We start from the raw sequence: 14640 nt of genomic DNA, 5'->3' as shown, positions 1-14640 counted from the left end.
TCACTCTGCGGCAGTATGTGCCTGCTGGTGCCTGCGCAGCACGTAATACAGCAGCGGGATCACCACCAGGGTGAGCAGCGTGCTGACGAAGATGCCGAAGATCAGCGAGATCGCCAGCCCGTTGAAGATCGGGTCGTCGAGGATGAAGAACGCACCCAGCATCGCCGCCACGCCGGTCAGCACGATCGGCTTGGCGCGCACCGCGCAGGCGTCGATCACCGCCTCCACCAGCGGCACCCCGCGCGCCGTTTCCTGGTTGATGAAGTCCACCAGCAGGATCGAGTTGCGCACGATGATGCCGGCCAGCGCGATCATGCCGATCATGCTGGTGGCGGTGAACTGCTTGCCCAGCAGCGCGTGCCCCGGCATCACCCCGATGATGGTCAGCGGGATCGGCGCCATGATCACCAGCGGCACCAGGTAGCTGCGGAACTGCGCCACCACCAGCAGGTAGATCAGCACCATGCCGGCCGCGTAGGCGATGCCCATGTCGCGGAAGGTTTCATACGTGATCTGCCACTCGCCGTCCCATTTGACGGCGTAGTCGCTGGTGTCGGCCGGCTGCGCGATGAAGGTCTGCGCCAGGGTCTGGCCCGCCACCTTTCCTTGTCCAGCTTGCCGACGACGCTGAACATGCCGTACAGCGGGCTGTCCAGCCTGCCGGCTTCGTCCGCGGTGACATACACCACCGGCAGGCCGTCCTTGTGGTAGATCGCGCCGTCCCAGCGCGTCTTCACCACGTGCACCAGCTCCGACAGCGGCACCAGCTGGCCCTGCGCGCCGCGCACCTTGAGCGCCAGCAGCGAAGGCAGCGCGGCCTGGTCCTGGGCCGGCAGGCGCAGCCGCACCGGCCGCGGATATTTCGAGGCGCCGTCGTGCACATAGGTGGCGTCCAGCCCCGACACCGCCATCGCGATGGCATCGGCGATGGCCGACTGCGGCACGCCCAGGCGCGCGGCGCGCTCGCGATCGACCACGATCTGTTCGCGTGGCGCATCCGCCTCGACCGTGGTGTCGATGTCCACGATGCCCTCGGTGCCGGCGAACGGTCCATTGGCCAGCGCCAGCGCGACCTTTGCGCTGGCCGGCGTAGTCCGGCCCATAGACTTCGGCCACCAGCGGCGACAGCACCGGCGGGCCAGGCGGCACTTCCACCACCTTCACCGAGGCGCCGTACTTCGCGCCCAGCCTGGCCAGCATCGGCCGCATCGCCAGCGCGATCTCGTGGCTCTGGCGCTTGCGGTGATGCTTGTCCACCAGGTTGATCTGCAGATCGCCCATGTTCGCGGCGCTGCGCAGGAAATACTGGCGCACCAGGCCGTTGAAGTTGATCGGCGATGCGGTTCCGGCATAGCCCTGGTAGTCCAGCACCTCCGGCACCGTATCCACCGCCGCCGCCAACTCGGCCAGCAACGCGTTGGTCTGCTCCACGGTGCTGCCCTCGGGCATGTCGACCACCACCTGCACTTCCGACTTGTTGTCGAACGGCAGCATCTTCAGCACCACCAGCTTGAACACCGCCAGCGACCCGGCGAGCAGCACCAGCCCCACCATCGCGGCGAACAGCAGGTTGCGCTTGCGGCCGGCATTTTCACCGCGCAGGAACGGCATCATGATCCGCGCGAACAGGCGGTGCAGCCAACTGGCCTGCTTTTCCTCGTGGTCGTGCTCGACCTCTGCGGCGTGGCCATGGCGGGCCAGCAGCTTCAGCGACAGCCACGGGGTGACGATCAGCGCAATCGCCAGCGACAGCAACATGCCGACCGAGGCGTTGATCGGAATCGGCCGCATGTACGGGCCCATCAGTCCGGACACGAACGCCATCGGCATCAGCGCCGCGATCACGGTGAAAGTCGCCAGGATGGTCGGCCCACCGACCTCGTCCACCGCCGGCGGAATGGCCTCCAGCAGCGACTTGCCATCGCGCGCCATGTGCCGGTGGATGTTCTCCACCACCACGATGGCATCGTCCACCAGGATGCCGATCGAGAAGATCAGCGCGAACAGCGACACCCGGTTGAGGGTGAAACCCATGACCTTGGACGCGAACAGGGTCACCGCCAGAGTCAGGATGACCGCGGTGCCGACCACGATGGCCTCGCGCCAGCCCAGCGCGAACAGCACCAGCAGCACCACGCTGCCGGTGGCGAACACCAGCTTCTGGATCAGCTTCTGCGCCTTGTCGCTGGCGGTTGCGCCGTAGTCGCGGGTGATGCTGACGTGCACACCGGCCGGGATCAGCTCGCCCTTCAGCTGCTGCACACGCGCGGCGACGGCACGGGTGATGTCGGAGGCATTGCTGCCCGGCTTCTTGGCGATGGCGATGGTGACCGCCGGCGCGGTGCCCGCCTGCGGGCCGGCACGCCCGGGCGGGGCGCCGTACCACACGTAGCGGGTGGCGAGGTCGCCGCGCGGCTCGATGCTGGCCACGTCGGAGAGCAGGATCGGCTTGCCGTCGCGGCTGCCGATCACCAGGTTGGCGACCTCGTCGGCATTGGCCAGGTAGCGGCCGGCGGTCACCGGCACCGCGCCCTGCGCCGCGTCCACGCGCTCGCCGGCCTGATGCACCAGGTTGGCCGCCTGCAGCGCCTGCGCCAGATCGTTGACGCCCATGCCGTAGGCGGCGAGCCTGGCCGCGTCCAGCGTCACCAGCACGCTGCGGTCGGGCGCACCGATGGTGTAGATGTCGCGGGTGCCGGGAATGCGCTTGAGGTCGGCCTCCAGCGTGTGCGCGACTTCCGCCAGCCGGGTCGCATCCGTATGCGGATCATCGCTCCACAGGGTGAGCGCCATCACCGGCACGTCGTCGATGCCCTTGGGCTTGACCAGCGGCTGGCCGACGCCGGCGCGCTGCGGCAGGAAATCGGCGTTCGAGAACACCTGGTTGTACAGCCGCACCAGCGCCGGCTGGCGCGGCACGCCAACCTCGAACTCCACGGTCAGCACCGCCACGCCCGGGCGGCTGATGGAATAGACGTGCTTGACGCCCTCCATCTCCGAGAGCTTCTGCTCCAGCGGGGCGGCCACCCATTGCTCGACGTCGCGGCTGCTGGCGCCGTCGAACGGGACGATGACGTTGGCCATCGTCACGTCGATCTGCGGCTCCTCCTCGCGCGGCGTGGTGGCCACCGCCAGCAGGCCCAGCAGCAGCCCCACGATCGCCAGGATCGGGGTCAGCGGATTGTTCTGGAACGCCGCCGCCAGCCGCCCGGAAACGCCCATGCGCGCGCGCTCACCACGGCCTTCTCCTGCCTTGCGCTGCGCCGCCAGCGCCTGCAGTGCGGCGACCGGATCCTGCACCACCACGTCGCCCGCCTTCAGCCCGGAGATGACCTCCACCTGATCGCCGACGCGCGCGCCCAGGCGCAGCTGGCGCAGCAGCAGGCGGCCCTCCTGCACCACGTACACACCGGCCAGCTCGCCGCGCTGGGCGATGCTGGCCGCCGGGATGCGGAGCGCGGCGGCGGCTTCGGCCGGGCCGATGCTGTCTGCGGCGAACACCACCTTGGCGGTGGTGCCGGGCGCGACCGGCGGATCGAGTGCCGGCAGGTTCACGCGCACGTTCACGCTGTGGCTGAGCGGATCGGCCGCCGGGAAAACGATCACACTGGTCGGCCTGAGCGTGCGGCCGTCGCTCAGGGTGACGCTCGCTGCCGGATTGCGCCGGATCGCATCGGCGCGGCTCTGCGGCACCGCCACCTCGATGCGCAGCGCATCCGGCGCGTACACGCTCATCAACGGCATGCCGGGGGCGACGGTCTCGCCCGGCTCCACGTCGCGGCGCGCCACCACGCCCGCATACGGCGCGCGCACCACGGTGTAGGCGGCCTGCTGGCTGGCCTGCGCCAGCGCGGCAGCGGCGGCGTTGCGCGCGGCAACGGCGGCATCGCGCGCGGCGCGGGCCTGGTCGATCTGCGCCTTCGACACGTACTGCGCGTCGGCCAGCGCGGCGAAGCGGCGGTAGTTCTGCTCGGCCTCGGCGGCATTCGCCTCGGCGGCGCGCAGCTGCGCGCGCGCCAGGTTGGCGCCGGCCTCCTGCTCCACCGCGCTGATCCGCAGCAGCACGTCACCGGCCTTGACCGGCTGGTTCACGTCCACCAGGACTTCCTGCACGCGGCCCGCGGTCTGCGCGGCGAGGTCGGCGCGGCGCACCGCCTCGACCACGCCATCCCAGCCGCGGCCGGGCAGGCCCTGTCCGGCCGCGACCTTGAAGGTGGCCAGACCCGCCGGCAGGCCGGGGGGCGGGCTTCTCGCCGCCGCAGGCGGCCAGCGCCAGCGCCAGCAGCGAGGGCAGCAGCGCCTTAGTCGAACGCACAGCCGCCTCCGCGCACGCCGAGCTTCTTGAAGATCATCGCCGCCGGGCAGAAGCCGGTGAAGCTGGCCTGCAGCATGTTGAGGCCGATGAAGGCGGTGAACAGCAGCTCACCACGGCGAGACGAAGTGCACCAGCAGCACGCTGATCAGGATCATCACGCCGGCAAAGGCCATCACGGCACGGTCGAGGTTCATGGGGGAGTCTCCTTGCGAATGCTCGGGGATAGGCGGGCGCGGGGTGCGCGCCCGGGGTCGAAAAGAAAGGATCGGGCGCGGCGGTCAGGACGGACGCTTCACATCCTTCAGCCGCTCGATGCCGAGCAGCCCAAGGATGTGCTTTTCGTACACCGGTTCGCTGGTGCCGTTGCGCATCTTGTAGAGGAAATACTTCTCGAAGCCGATCTTGGCCAGATGCACCCACTTGCCGATCTTGGTCCAGGTGACGTTGCGCGGCGGAATCTGCGGCAGCGCGACGAAGGCCGCGCCGGTATCGCCCATGTCGGCCAGGCACACCGCGTTCCAGGTGCCCTCGAAGTCGGGCGTTTCGCCCTTCAGCTCGGCCTGGATGTTGCGCACGATGGTGGTGACCATCGACTCGATCATGAAGCCGGTCTTGGGCGCGCCGGTCGGCACCGGGGTCGCTTCCACCGGCGGAATCGCCACGCACACGCCGGCCGAGAAGATCTTCGGATACTTCGGGCTGCGCTGGTGCTTGTCCGTGATCACGAACCCGCGCGGGTTGCACAGGCCTTCGACCGCAGCTTCACCGCATCGACGCCCTTGAATGCCGGCAGCAGCATGGAGAACTTGAACGGCACCACCTGCGGCTCCAGCGGCTGGCCCTTGGCGTCATGCGGCACCACGGTCATCTCGCCCTCACGCACCTCGGCGACCCTGGCGTTCTCGATCCACTTGATGTGGCGCTGGCGCATCTCCGATTCCATCAGGCCCTTGGAGTCGCCGACGCCGCCCAGGCCCATGTGGCCGATGTACGGCTCGCTGGTCACGAACGTCATCGGCACCTTGTCGCGCAGCTTGCGCTTGCGCAGGTCGGCATCGAGGATCATCGCGAACTCGTAGGCGGGGCCGAAGCAGCTGGCACCCTGCACCGCGCCGATCACGATCGGGCCGGGGTTCTTCAGGAATTCCTGGTAGGCCTGCCACGCGTGCTCGGCGTGCGGCGTGGTGCAGACCGACTGGGTATAGCCATTGTCCGGGCCGGTGCCGGGCACTTCCTCGAACGCCAGCTTGGGGCCGGTGCAGATCATCAGGTAGTCGTAGCCGATACGCTCGCCGGTGCCGGTGATCACCGCATCGCCCTCGGCGTCGATCCTGGCCACGCCATCGCCATTGAAGCGGATGCCGTGCTTGCCGACGTAGTCGGACACCTTCAGGGTGATGTCCTCCGGCTTGCGCCAGCCCACCGCCAGCCAGGGGTTGGAGGGCGTGAAGCTGAACATGTCGCCCTTGCCCACCAGCACGATCTCGTGCCCCTTACCCAGCACCTCGCGCAGCTCGTACGCCGCGCTCATGCCACCCAGCCCCGCACCCATCACCACGATCCTGGCCATTGTCTTGGTCCCCGTTGTCGCCTTCCGGCAGTGTGTCGATAATTTAGACGTTGCTTATATTAGTGTCAACTGATATAAAATCAAGCCTGAATCCACTCCCGGCAGCACCCGGCCATCACTGGCACACTGCCGCCCTTTCGATGCGTTCCCGACCATGAACAAGGCCCGCCGCCCCACGCCGCCGCCCTCGCTGGACCCGGAAGCCATGCGCGAGCATGCCTCCGATGCGGCCCAGCTGCTGCGCACGCTGGCCAACGACAAGCGGCTGATGCTGCTGTGCCTGCTGGTAGACGGCGAGCGCTCGGTCAGCGAACTCAATGCCAAGGTGGAGCTGAGCCAATCCGCGCTCTCCCAGCATCTGGCGGTGCTGCGCGCGGACGGGCTGGTCAGCACCCGGCGCGAGGCGCAGACGATTTACTACCGGCTCGCGGACGGCCCGGCCCAGCGCATCCTGGGCATCCTGCACGACATCTACTGCGGCAACGCCAAGGCCTGCCCGGCCTGATCGGCTGTTTGCGATCAACCCCCTGCGCTCAAGCCGCGGCGTAGCGCGCGGCGCCGCCGACCCAGCGCGCGATGATGCGCCCGGCCACGTCCGGGGCCTCGCCCAGCAGGCGGTCGGCCAACGCGTGCACCTGCGGCAGCAGGTCGGCATCGCGCACCAGATCGGCCATGCGGAAGCTGGCCAGCCCGGTCTGGCGGGTGCCGAGCAGTTCCCCGGGACCGCGCAGCTCGAGGTCTTTTTCCGCGATCACGAAGCCGTCACTGGTCTGGCGCAGGGTGTCCAGCCGCTGCCGCGCCAGCGCGGACAGCGGCCCCTGGTACAGCAGCACGCAGGTGGAGGCTGCGCACCCGCGCCCGACCCGTCCGCGCAGCTGGTGCAGCTGGGCCAAGCCCAGGCGCTCGGCGTTCTCGATCACCATCAGCGAGGCGTTGGGCACGTCCACTCCGACCTCGATCACCGTGGTCGCCACCAGCAGGTCGCACGCGCCGTCCTTGAAGGCCCGCATCACCGCCTGCTTTTCCGCCGCTTTCATGCGCCCGTGTACCAATCCCACGCGCGCGCCCGGCAGCGCCGCCTGCAGGGCCTCGAAGGTGGACTGCGCGGCCTGCGCCTGCACCTCGTCGGAGTCGTCGATCAGGGTGCATACCCAGTAAGCCTGCCGCCCTTCCGCGCAGGCGGCGCGGATGCGCTCGACCAGCTCCGGGCGGCGCTCGGCGGACAGCGCGATGGTGGTGACCGGGGTGCGCCCGGGCGGCAGCTCGTCGATCGCCGACACGTCGAGATCGGCATAGGCGCTCATCGCCAGCGTGCGCGGGATCGGGGTGGCGGTCATCACCAGCTGATGCGGCACCCCGCGCCGGCCCTTGTCGCGCAGCGCCAGCCGCTGGTGCACGCCGAAGCGGTGCTGCTCGTCCACGATGGCGAGCGCAAGGTCGTGAAAGGCCACGCCCTCCTGCATCAGCGCATGCGTGCCGACGACGACCTGCGCTTCCCCGGAGGCCACCGCCTGCAGCGCCTGCGCACGCGCCTTGCCGGTGACCTTGCCGGCCAGCCAGCACACCTGCACGCCCAGCGGCTGCGCTCAGGCGCGCAGGTTGGTCAGGTGCTGCTCGGCCAGCAGCTCGGTCGGGGCCATCAGCGCGGCCTGGCGGCCATCGGCCACCGCCAGCAGCGCCGCCAGCGCCGCCACCACGGTCTTGCCGCTGCCGACATCCCCCTGCACCAGCCGCAGCATCGGCCGCGGCCGCATGAGGTCCTCGCGCAGTTGCGCATACACCCGCGCCTGCGCGCTGGTCAGCGCGAACGGCAGCGCCTGGCGCAACCGCTGCACCAGGCGCTCGTCGCCACGTAGCGGGCGCGCGCCCTCGGCCTGCAGCGCCAGCCGCTGCCGGCGCAGGCCGAGCTGGTGCGCCAGCAGTTCTTCCAGCGCCAGCCGCCGCTGCGCCGGATGGCGACCGGCCTGCAGCGCGGCCAGGTCGGCATCCTTCGGCGGGGTGTGCAGGGTGAGGATGGCCTGCCGCAGCGACGGCAGGCCGAGCGCGCGCAGCTCAGTCCTCGGGCAGCAGTTCCAGTGCGTCCTCGCCCGGCAGATGGCGCAACGCCTGCAGCACCAGCCTGCGCAGGCTGGCCGGACCGATGCCCTCGATCGCCGGATACACCGGGTCCAGCGCCTCCCCCAGCGCATGCTCGCCGGCACCGAGAATGCTGTAGCCGGGATGCACCATCTCCAGCCCCAGCGCGCCCGGACGCGGGGTGCCGTAGGCGCGCACGCGCGCCCCGACCGCAAACTGCGCCGCCTGCGCCGCGCGGAAATGGAAGAACCGCAGCACCAGCGTCGCGCGCGAATCGTCGGTGAGCGCCACCTTCAGCTGCGGACGGTAGCGGAAGCCGCGCTCGACCGCCTCCACCCGTCCTTCCACCTGCGCCGCCACCCCCGCCTGCAGGGCGCGGATCGGGGTCAGCGCGGTGCGGTCCTCGTAGCTGCGCGGCAGGTGCGCTTCATAGATCCTGCACCGTCAGCAGCCCGCGCGCGGCCAGCTTCTCGCGCAGCGCCGGCCCCACCCCGGCCAGCACCGACAGGGGCGTATCGGCCAGCACGGGCGCTGCGGCGACGGGCATGGCGAGGGCAGGGGTACGCCCGGCTTCAGATCACCATCACACCATCGACTTCGAACGCGGCGCCGCGCGGCAGTGCGGCCGCCTGGATGGTGGATCGGGCTGGATACGGCTGGCTGAAGTACTCCGCCATCACCGCATTGACGCGCGTGAAGTCGGACAGATCGGTGAGGTACAGGCCCAACCGCACGATGTTGTCGAACGAGCCCCCGGCAGCCTCGCAGACCGCTTTCAGGTTGTCGAAGGCCTGCCGCGCCTGCGCCTCGATATCACCCTCGACCATCTGACCGGTGGCCGGCACCAGCGGGGTCTGCCCGGACAGGTACACGGTGTTGCCGGAGCGGATCGCCTGCGAATACGGGCCGATGGCGGCGGGCGCGGCGTCGGTATGGATCGGGGTGCGGGGCATGGCGGCTCCTGTCGGGCGTGGGGACGAAGGGTGCGGAACGCGATGCCGCGATTGTAGCCGCCCGCCCGCCCGCCTCATCCGCGCTGCACGTCCTGCACCGCCCGCAGCCGGCGCACCCCGCGCAGCACCTCGGCCAGGTGGCGCTCGTCGGTCACCTCGATCCCGAAGCGCAGCACCGCGATGCTGCTGTCGCGCTCCAGGTATTCGACCTTGTCGATGTTGGACTCGGCCTGCGCCACCGCCGCCGCCACCTGCGCGAGCACGCCGGGGCGGTTCTCGACCTCGATCCGGATCGACACGTTGAAGTTGCCGGCCACTTCGCGCGCCCAGTCCACCGGCACCCAGCGCTCCGGCGACTTGCGGTATTCGGCGATGTTCGGGCAGTCCAGGCGGTGCACCACGACGCCCTTGCCGGCGGTGTGGTAGCCCATGATGTCATCCCGCGGGATTGGCTGGCAGCACTGCGCGAAGCTGATCACGCCGCGCTCGCCGCCGGTGATCAGGATGCGCTCCTGCGGTGCGCCCGCAGTCGACTGGGCGGCATCCGGCGTGGCGTCCGGCGGCTGCGCCAGCGCCAGCGCCACCTGCGCCGGCATGCGGTTGCCCAGCGCGATGTCGGCCAGCAGCGCCTCCAGCCGCGAGTAGCGGTTCTCGGCCAGGAAGGCGTCCACCCGTTCCATCGGGATCCGGTCCAGCGCGGTGCCCTGCGCGCCGAGCGCGCGGTCGAGCATGTAGTGCCCCAGCTGCACCGCGTCCTCGTGCTCGAGCTGCTTGAGCTGCTGGCGGATCGCGGTGCGCGCCTTGCTGGTCACCACGAACTCCAGCCACTGGGTGCTGGGCAGTGCGGACTTCGCGGTGATGATCTCCACCGACTGCCCGCTGGCCAGCTTGGTGCGCAGCGGCGCCAGCCGCTTGTCCACCCGCGCGGTGACCGCGTGGTTGCCGACGTCGGTGTGCACCGCGTAGGCGAAATCGAGCGCGGTGGCGTTGCGCGGCAGCGCCAGGATGTCGCCCTTGGGCGTGAACAGGTAGACCTCGTCGGGGAACAGATCGACCTTGACGTTCTCCAGGAACTCCAGCGACGAGCCGGTGCCACGCTGGCTTTCCACCAGGTTGGCGATCCAGGCCGCCGCGCGGCTCTGCGCGCTGTTGCCGGCGTCCTGCTCGCCCGTCTTGTAGGCCCAGTGCGCGGCCACCCCGCGCTCGGCGATCAGGTCCATCTCGCCGGTGCGGATCTGTACCTCGATCGGCGAGCCGTACGGCCCGAACAGCACGGTGTGCAGCGACTGGTAGCCGTTCGCCTTGGGGATCGCGATGAAGTCGCGGAAGCGGCCGTCCAGCGGCTTGTAGGCGGCATGCACCACGCCGAGCGCGTGGTAGCAGTCGGGCACCGAGCCCACCACCACCCGGAACCCGAACACGTCCATCACCTGGTCGAAGCTGCGCCCTTCCGCGCGCATCTTGGTGTACACGCTCCACGGCGTCTTCACCCGGCCGACCAGGCGGTGCTCCAGGCCCTCCATCGCCAGCCGCTGCGCCAGCCGCGCCTCGATCTGCACCAGCGCCTCGCGGCGCACCAGCGGCTGGCTGCGGATGCGCTTTTCGATCACCGCGTGCCGCCACGGATGCAGCATGCGGAAGCCGAGGTCCTGCAGCTCCGACTTCACCAGGTTCATGCCCAGCCGCTGCGCGATCGGGGCGTAGATCTCCAGGGTCTCGATCGCGATCCGGCGGCGCGCCTCCGGCGACTGCGCGCCCAGGGTGCGCATGTTGTGCAGGCGGTCGGCCAGCTTGATCAGGATGACGCGCAGGTCGCGCGACATCGCCAGCAGCATCTTGCGGAAGCTCTCGGCCGCCGCCTCCTGGCGGTTGGCGAAACGCACCTTGTCCAGCTTGGTGACCCCATCCACCAGCTCGGCCACGGTCTCGCCGAACTGGGCGGCCACCTCGGCGCGGGTCAGCGGGGTGTCCTCGATGGTGTCGTGCAGGATCGCCGCCACCAGGGTTTCCACGTCCAGCCCCTGCTCGGCCAGCACCTGCGCCACCGCCACCGGATGGGTGATGTAGGGCTCGCCGGACTTGCGACTCTGGCCCACGTGCGCGGCCGCGCCGACCGCCCAGGCCCGACGCAGCATGGCGCGCTGCTCGGCGTTCAGGTAGCTGGCGGCGCGCTCCAGCGCCTGCACGTAGTCCGGCACCGCGCCGTCGTCGGGCGTGGCATCGGTGCGGGCAAGCGCAGGATCGGCGGGGGTCATGCGCCGAGACTAACCCCGCCGCGGGCCGCGCGTAAACGGGAATCAGGCGCAGCCGGCCGCGGGCCCGCAACGAAAAACGGCCCCGCAGGGCCGTCTTTCATGGCGCATCCCGATGGCTGCGGCGATCGCGCCGACGCTCAGTCGTCGCCCTTCATGTCGTCGTCGCCGGCCACCACCTCGGCCGCCGCCCACTCCAGCGCCTCGCGCTCCTTGCGCTCGCGCTCGGCCTTCTCGACCGCGTCGATGTACTGGGTGTCGATCGCGCGCGCGGCGATCTCGCGCAGCGCCAGCACGGTCGGCTTGTCCTGGGCCTCGCTGTTGTCCAGCTTCGGCTCCACCCCGCCAGCCAGCTGGCGCGCGCGCCTGGCGGCCATCATCACGAGTTCGAAGCGGTTGTCGACCACCTGCAGGCAGTCTTCGACGGTAATCCGGGCCATGTGTGTCCTGCGGCGCGCGGCCGCTGCGAGGGTACGAAAGGGCGGGGAGTGTAGCCTCAGGCGCGGGAATCCGCAAGCCGACACCTTGCAAATCATGAACTTACCGCAAGCGCTCGCGCGCGAACCCGCGCCCGCTCAGGGCGTTTCCAGCAGGGCCGCGAGCAGGGCGGCGTGGCGCGTGGCCTGGGCCTCGCGGCGCAGGCGGCTGGCGGTGAAGATGCTGCACATCTCGGCAACCGCGGTGTCGAACACCTCGTTCACGATCACGTAGTCGAACTCGGCGTAGTGGCTCATCTCCTCGCGCGCGGCGGCCAGCCGGCGCTGGATCACCTCCTCGCTGTCCTGCCCGCGCCTGCGCATGCGCTCTTCCAGCGCAGCGCGCGACGGCGGCAGGATGAACACACTGACCGCATCCGGCACCTTGGCCCGCACCTGGCGCGCGCCCTGCCAGTCGATCTCCAGCAGCACGTCGTGGCCGGCCGCCAGCGCCGGCTCCACCGACTGCCGGGCGGTGCCCTTCCAGTCGCCGTGCACGCGGGCGTATTCGAAGAAATCACCGGCCGCCACCATCGCCTCGAACTCGGCGGCGCTGACGAAGTTGTAGTGCTCGGCGTGGCGCTCGCCCGGGCGCGGCGCGCGCGAGGTGAACGAGATCGACAGGCGGATGCCCGGATCGCGCGCCAGCACCGCGTTGACGATGCTGGATTTCCCGGCACCCGAGGGCGCGGCGACGATGTAGAGGGTTCCGCGCATGGGCTACTCGATGTTCTGGATCTGTTCGCGGATCTGGTCGATCAGCACTTTCAGCTCGACCGCGGCGTTGCTGGTACGCGCGTCCACCGACTTGCTGCCCAGGGTATTGGCCTCGCGGTTGAACTCCTGCAGCAGAAAATCGAGGCGGCGGCCGACCGGCTCCTTGCCGCCCTTCAGGATCCGGCGCAGTTCGGCCAGGTGGCTGTCGAGGCGGTCCAGCTCCTCGTCCACGTCGAGTTTCTGCAGCCACAGCACCAGCTCCTGTTCCATGCGGCCGGGATCGGCTGGCTGCGCCAGGTCGGCCAGACGCGCCTCCAGCTTCTGGCGCTGGCCGGCGCGGATCAGCGGCACCAGCGTGCGCACCTCGGCGGCGATGCGGGCGATCGCCTCGGCACGCTCGGCGATCGCCGCCGCCAGCTTGCCGCCTTCGCGTTCGCGCGCCTGCGTGAAGTCGTCCAGCACCGCGTCCAGCAGCGCCAGCGCCTCGCGCTGCACGCCTTCGCCATCGATCCCGCGCGACTGCAGCACGCCGGGGAACTGCAGCAGCTCGGTGAACGCCACCTGCAGCTGCGGGAACGCCGGCTGCAGGCGGGAGGCGAGATCACCCAGCCGCGCCACCAGCGCTTCATCGACCTGCAGGCCCGCGCCGTCGGCGGGGGCGGCACGCAGGCGCAGCACCAGATCCAGCTTGCCGCGCGAAACCCGCGCGGCGACCCGTTCGCGCAGCGCGGACTCCGCGGCGCGCAACTCGTCCGGCAGGCGCAGACTCAGATCGAGGAAACGGTGGTTCACCGCGCGCAGCTCGGCGGACAGCTCGCCCCATTCGGTGGCGCGCGCGCCGGCGGCGAAGGCGGTCATGCTGCGGATCATGCGAAATCCAGGACCATCGGGATGCGGATGGTAATCTAGCAGCCCACCGTTTTCCGCTATCTGCATGACCTTCACCCGCCCCAGTGGCCGCGCTGCCGACCAGATGCGCCCCATCACCCTGCAGCGCGGTTTCACCCGCCACGCCGAAGGCTCGGTGCTGGTCAGCTTCGGCGACACCCGCGTGCTGTGCACTGCCAGCGTGGAGAACAAAGTACCGACCTTCCTGCGCGGCAAGGGCGAAGGCTGGGTCACCGCCGAATACGGCATGCTGCCGCGCGCCACCCACACCCGCAGCGAGCGCGAGGCCGCGCGCGGCAGGCAGGGCGGGCGCACGCTGGAGATCCAGCGCCTGATCGGGCGCAGCCTGCGCGCCTGCGTGGACCGCGAAGCGCTCGGCGAGCGCACCATCACCCTCGACTGCGACGTGCTGCAGGCCGACGGCGGCACCCGCACCGCGGCCATCACCGGCGCCTACGTGGCGCTGGTGGATGCCGTCTCGGCACTGCTGGCGCGCGGCGAACTCAAGCGCAACCCGGTGTTCGGTGCGATCGCCGCGGTCTCGGTCGGCATCTACCAGGGCGTGCCGGTGCTGGACCTCGACTACGCCGAGGACAGCGCCTGCGACACCGACATGAACGTGGTGATGAACGACGGCGGCGGCTTCATCGAGCTGCAGGGCACGGCCGAGGGCCATGCGTTCCGCCGCGCCGAGCTGGATGCCCTGCTGGCGCTGGCCGAACAGGGCTGCGCCGCGCTGTTCGCGGCCCAGCACGAGGCGCTGGCGCAGGCATGAGGCTGGTGCTGGCCAGCGGCAACGCCGGCAAGCTGGCGGAGCTGCGGGAACTGCTGGGCACCGGCTTCGCCCTGCACGCGCAGTCTGAGTTCGGCGTGACCGATGCCGAGGAAACCGGGCTGTCATTCGTCGAAAACGCGATCCTCAAAGCCCGCCATGCCGCGCGCGCCACCGGCCTGCCGGCGCTGGGCGACGACTCCGGGCTGTGCGTGGATGCGCTTGACGGTGCGCCGGGGCTGTACTCGGCACGCTATGCCGGCCAGCATGGCGACAGCGAGGCGAACATCGACAAGCTGCTGCGCGAACTCGACGACGTGCCTGACACCGCCCGTAGTGCGCGTTTCGTCTGCGTGCTGGCGCTGCTGCGGCACGCCGAAGACCCGCTGCCGCTGATCGCGCAGGGGGTCTGGGAAGGCCGCATCCTGCACGCGCGCCAGGGCAGCGGCGGGTTCGGCTATGACCCGGTGTTCTTCTCGCCGGCGCACGGCTGCAGCGCGGCCGAGCTGGCGGCGGACATCAAGAACCGCGACAGCTCACCGCGGCCTCGCGCTGGCGCAGCTGCGCGCGCAATTGGCGGTGCTGCGCTGAGCCCGCATGCCCGGCGCGCCCGCTGCTGAA

At 70.3% G+C, this 14640-nt stretch carries 12 protein-coding genes and 3 pseudogenes; 3 read left to right on the top strand and 12 right to left on the bottom strand.

Annotated elements, in window-relative coordinates; all coding sequences use genetic code 11:
• The 6 genes and pseudogenes from LJB71_RS03415 to LJB71_RS03390 form a co-directional block, all read right to left on the bottom strand.
• Complete coding sequence (locus LJB71_RS03415; RefSeq protein WP_345779460.1) at positions 1-513, bottom strand: efflux RND transporter permease subunit; 513 nt, start codon at positions 511-513, stop codon at positions 1-3.
• On the bottom strand, positions 456-1103 hold the full coding sequence (locus tag LJB71_RS03410; protein WP_259304725.1) for an efflux RND transporter permease subunit: 648 nt from the start codon (positions 1101-1103) through the stop codon (positions 456-458). Before LJB71_RS03410 ends, LJB71_RS03415 begins: the two co-directional genes overlap by 58 nt.
• A gap of 163 nt (positions 1104-1266) precedes the next feature.
• Positions 1267-4152: pseudogene (locus tag LJB71_RS03405) on the bottom strand (efflux RND transporter permease subunit); the annotation flags it as partial.
• Between the two features lie 149 nt (positions 4153-4301).
• Complete coding sequence (locus LJB71_RS03400; RefSeq protein ID WP_259303084.1) at positions 4302-4391, bottom strand: hypothetical protein; 90 nt, start codon at positions 4389-4391, stop codon at positions 4302-4304.
• A 202-nt stretch (positions 4392-4593) separates the two neighbouring features.
• Positions 4594-5040: a hypothetical protein gene (locus LJB71_RS03395; protein ID WP_259303083.1), complete on the bottom strand. Its 447-nt coding sequence runs from the start codon at positions 5038-5040 to the stop codon at positions 4594-4596.
• Positions 5037-5885 carry an FAD/NAD(P)-binding oxidoreductase gene (locus tag LJB71_RS03390; RefSeq protein ID WP_259303082.1) on the bottom strand — a complete coding sequence of 283 codons (849 nt, stop codon included), beginning with the start codon at positions 5883-5885 and terminating at the stop codon, positions 5037-5039. The genes LJB71_RS03395 and LJB71_RS03390 overlap by 4 nt, the downstream gene beginning before the upstream one ends.
• Positions 5886-6039: 154 nt before the next feature.
• Between LJB71_RS03390 and LJB71_RS03385 the strand changes: the two genes are divergently transcribed.
• Positions 6040-6390 (top strand): metalloregulator ArsR/SmtB family transcription factor, encoded by a 351-nt coding sequence (locus LJB71_RS03385; RefSeq protein WP_259303081.1) that lies wholly within the window; start codon positions 6040-6042, stop codon positions 6388-6390.
• A 28-nt stretch (positions 6391-6418) separates the two neighbouring features.
• On the opposite strand, the pseudogene recG reads toward LJB71_RS03385, so the two are convergent.
• The 6 genes and pseudogenes from recG to LJB71_RS03355 all read right to left on the bottom strand — a co-directional run bounded on the left by recG (position 6419) and on the right by LJB71_RS03355 (position 13229).
• Positions 6419-8508: pseudogene (recG, locus tag LJB71_RS03380) on the bottom strand (ATP-dependent DNA helicase RecG).
• A gap of 25 nt (positions 8509-8533) precedes the next feature.
• The gene (locus LJB71_RS03375) at positions 8534-8914 is read right to left on the bottom strand and encodes a RidA family protein (RefSeq protein ID WP_259303080.1); all 381 of its coding nucleotides are present in this window, start codon (positions 8912-8914) and stop codon (positions 8534-8536) included.
• 74 nt (positions 8915-8988) lie between these two features.
• Positions 8989-11169: a bifunctional (p)ppGpp synthetase/guanosine-3',5'-bis(diphosphate) 3'-pyrophosphohydrolase gene (locus LJB71_RS03370; protein ID WP_259303079.1), complete on the bottom strand. Its 2181-nt coding sequence runs from the start codon at positions 11167-11169 to the stop codon at positions 8989-8991.
• A 137-nt stretch (positions 11170-11306) separates the two neighbouring features.
• Positions 11307-11606 carry a DNA-directed RNA polymerase subunit omega gene (rpoZ, locus tag LJB71_RS03365; protein ID WP_259303078.1) on the bottom strand — a complete coding sequence of 100 codons (300 nt, stop codon included), beginning with the start codon at positions 11604-11606 and terminating at the stop codon, positions 11307-11309.
• Between the two features lie 135 nt (positions 11607-11741).
• A complete protein-coding gene (gmk, locus tag LJB71_RS03360) occupies positions 11742-12359 on the bottom strand; it encodes a guanylate kinase (RefSeq protein WP_259303077.1) in 618 nt (205 codons plus the stop codon).
• Between the two features lie 3 nt (positions 12360-12362).
• Positions 12363-13229, bottom strand: a complete 867-nt coding sequence (locus tag LJB71_RS03355; protein WP_259303076.1) for a YicC/YloC family endoribonuclease — start codon at positions 13227-13229, stop codon at positions 12363-12365.
• A 64-nt stretch (positions 13230-13293) separates the two neighbouring features.
• Between LJB71_RS03355 and rph the strand changes: the two genes are divergently transcribed.
• Together rph and rdgB are read left to right on the top strand one after the other, a co-directional pair.
• Positions 13294-14022, top strand: a complete 729-nt coding sequence (gene rph, locus LJB71_RS03350) for a ribonuclease PH (protein ID WP_259303075.1) — start codon at positions 13294-13296, stop codon at positions 14020-14022.
• A pseudogene (gene rdgB, locus LJB71_RS03345) lies at positions 14019-14610 on the top strand (RdgB/HAM1 family non-canonical purine NTP pyrophosphatase). The gene rph and the pseudogene rdgB overlap by 4 nt, the downstream one beginning before the upstream one ends.
• Positions 14611-14640: the final 30 nt, after the last annotated feature.

This window comes from Thermomonas sp. S9, from assembly GCF_024704365.1.
In the GTDB taxonomy this organism is placed as follows: domain Bacteria; phylum Pseudomonadota; class Gammaproteobacteria; order Xanthomonadales; family Xanthomonadaceae; genus Thermomonas.
Note: the sequence above shows the minus strand (reverse complement) of the source record. Positions and strands in the feature narration are given on the sequence as shown.

Bases quoted from the DNA above. Each gene is read 5' to 3' on its own strand.
- LJB71_RS03410 (WP_259304725.1), bottom strand. From the start codon at position 1,103: ATGGGCCGGACTACGCCGGCCAGCGCAAAGGTCGCGCTGGCGCTGGCC.
- LJB71_RS03400 (WP_259303084.1), bottom strand. From the start codon at position 4,391: ATGCTGCAGGCCAGCTTCACCGGCTTCTGCCCGGCGGCGATGATCTTC.
- LJB71_RS03390 (WP_259303082.1), bottom strand. From the start codon at position 5,885: ATGGCCAGGATCGTGGTGATGGGTGCGGGGCTGGGTGGCATGAGCGCG.
- LJB71_RS03385 (WP_259303081.1), top strand. From the start codon at position 6,040: ATGAACAAGGCCCGCCGCCCCACGCCGCCGCCCTCGCTGGACCCGGAA.
- LJB71_RS03375 (WP_259303080.1), bottom strand. From the start codon at position 8,914: ATGCCCCGCACCCCGATCCATACCGACGCCGCGCCCGCCGCCATCGGC.
- LJB71_RS03370 (WP_259303079.1), bottom strand. From the start codon at position 11,169: ATGACCCCCGCCGATCCTGCGCTTGCCCGCACCGATGCCACGCCCGAC.
- rpoZ (WP_259303078.1), bottom strand. From the start codon at position 11,606: ATGGCCCGGATTACCGTCGAAGACTGCCTGCAGGTGGTCGACAACCGC.
- gmk (WP_259303077.1), bottom strand. From the start codon at position 12,359: ATGCGCGGAACCCTCTACATCGTCGCCGCGCCCTCGGGTGCCGGGAAA.
- LJB71_RS03355 (WP_259303076.1), bottom strand. From the start codon at position 13,229: ATGATCCGCAGCATGACCGCCTTCGCCGCCGGCGCGCGCGCCACCGAA.
- rph (WP_259303075.1), top strand. From the start codon at position 13,294: ATGACCTTCACCCGCCCCAGTGGCCGCGCTGCCGACCAGATGCGCCCC.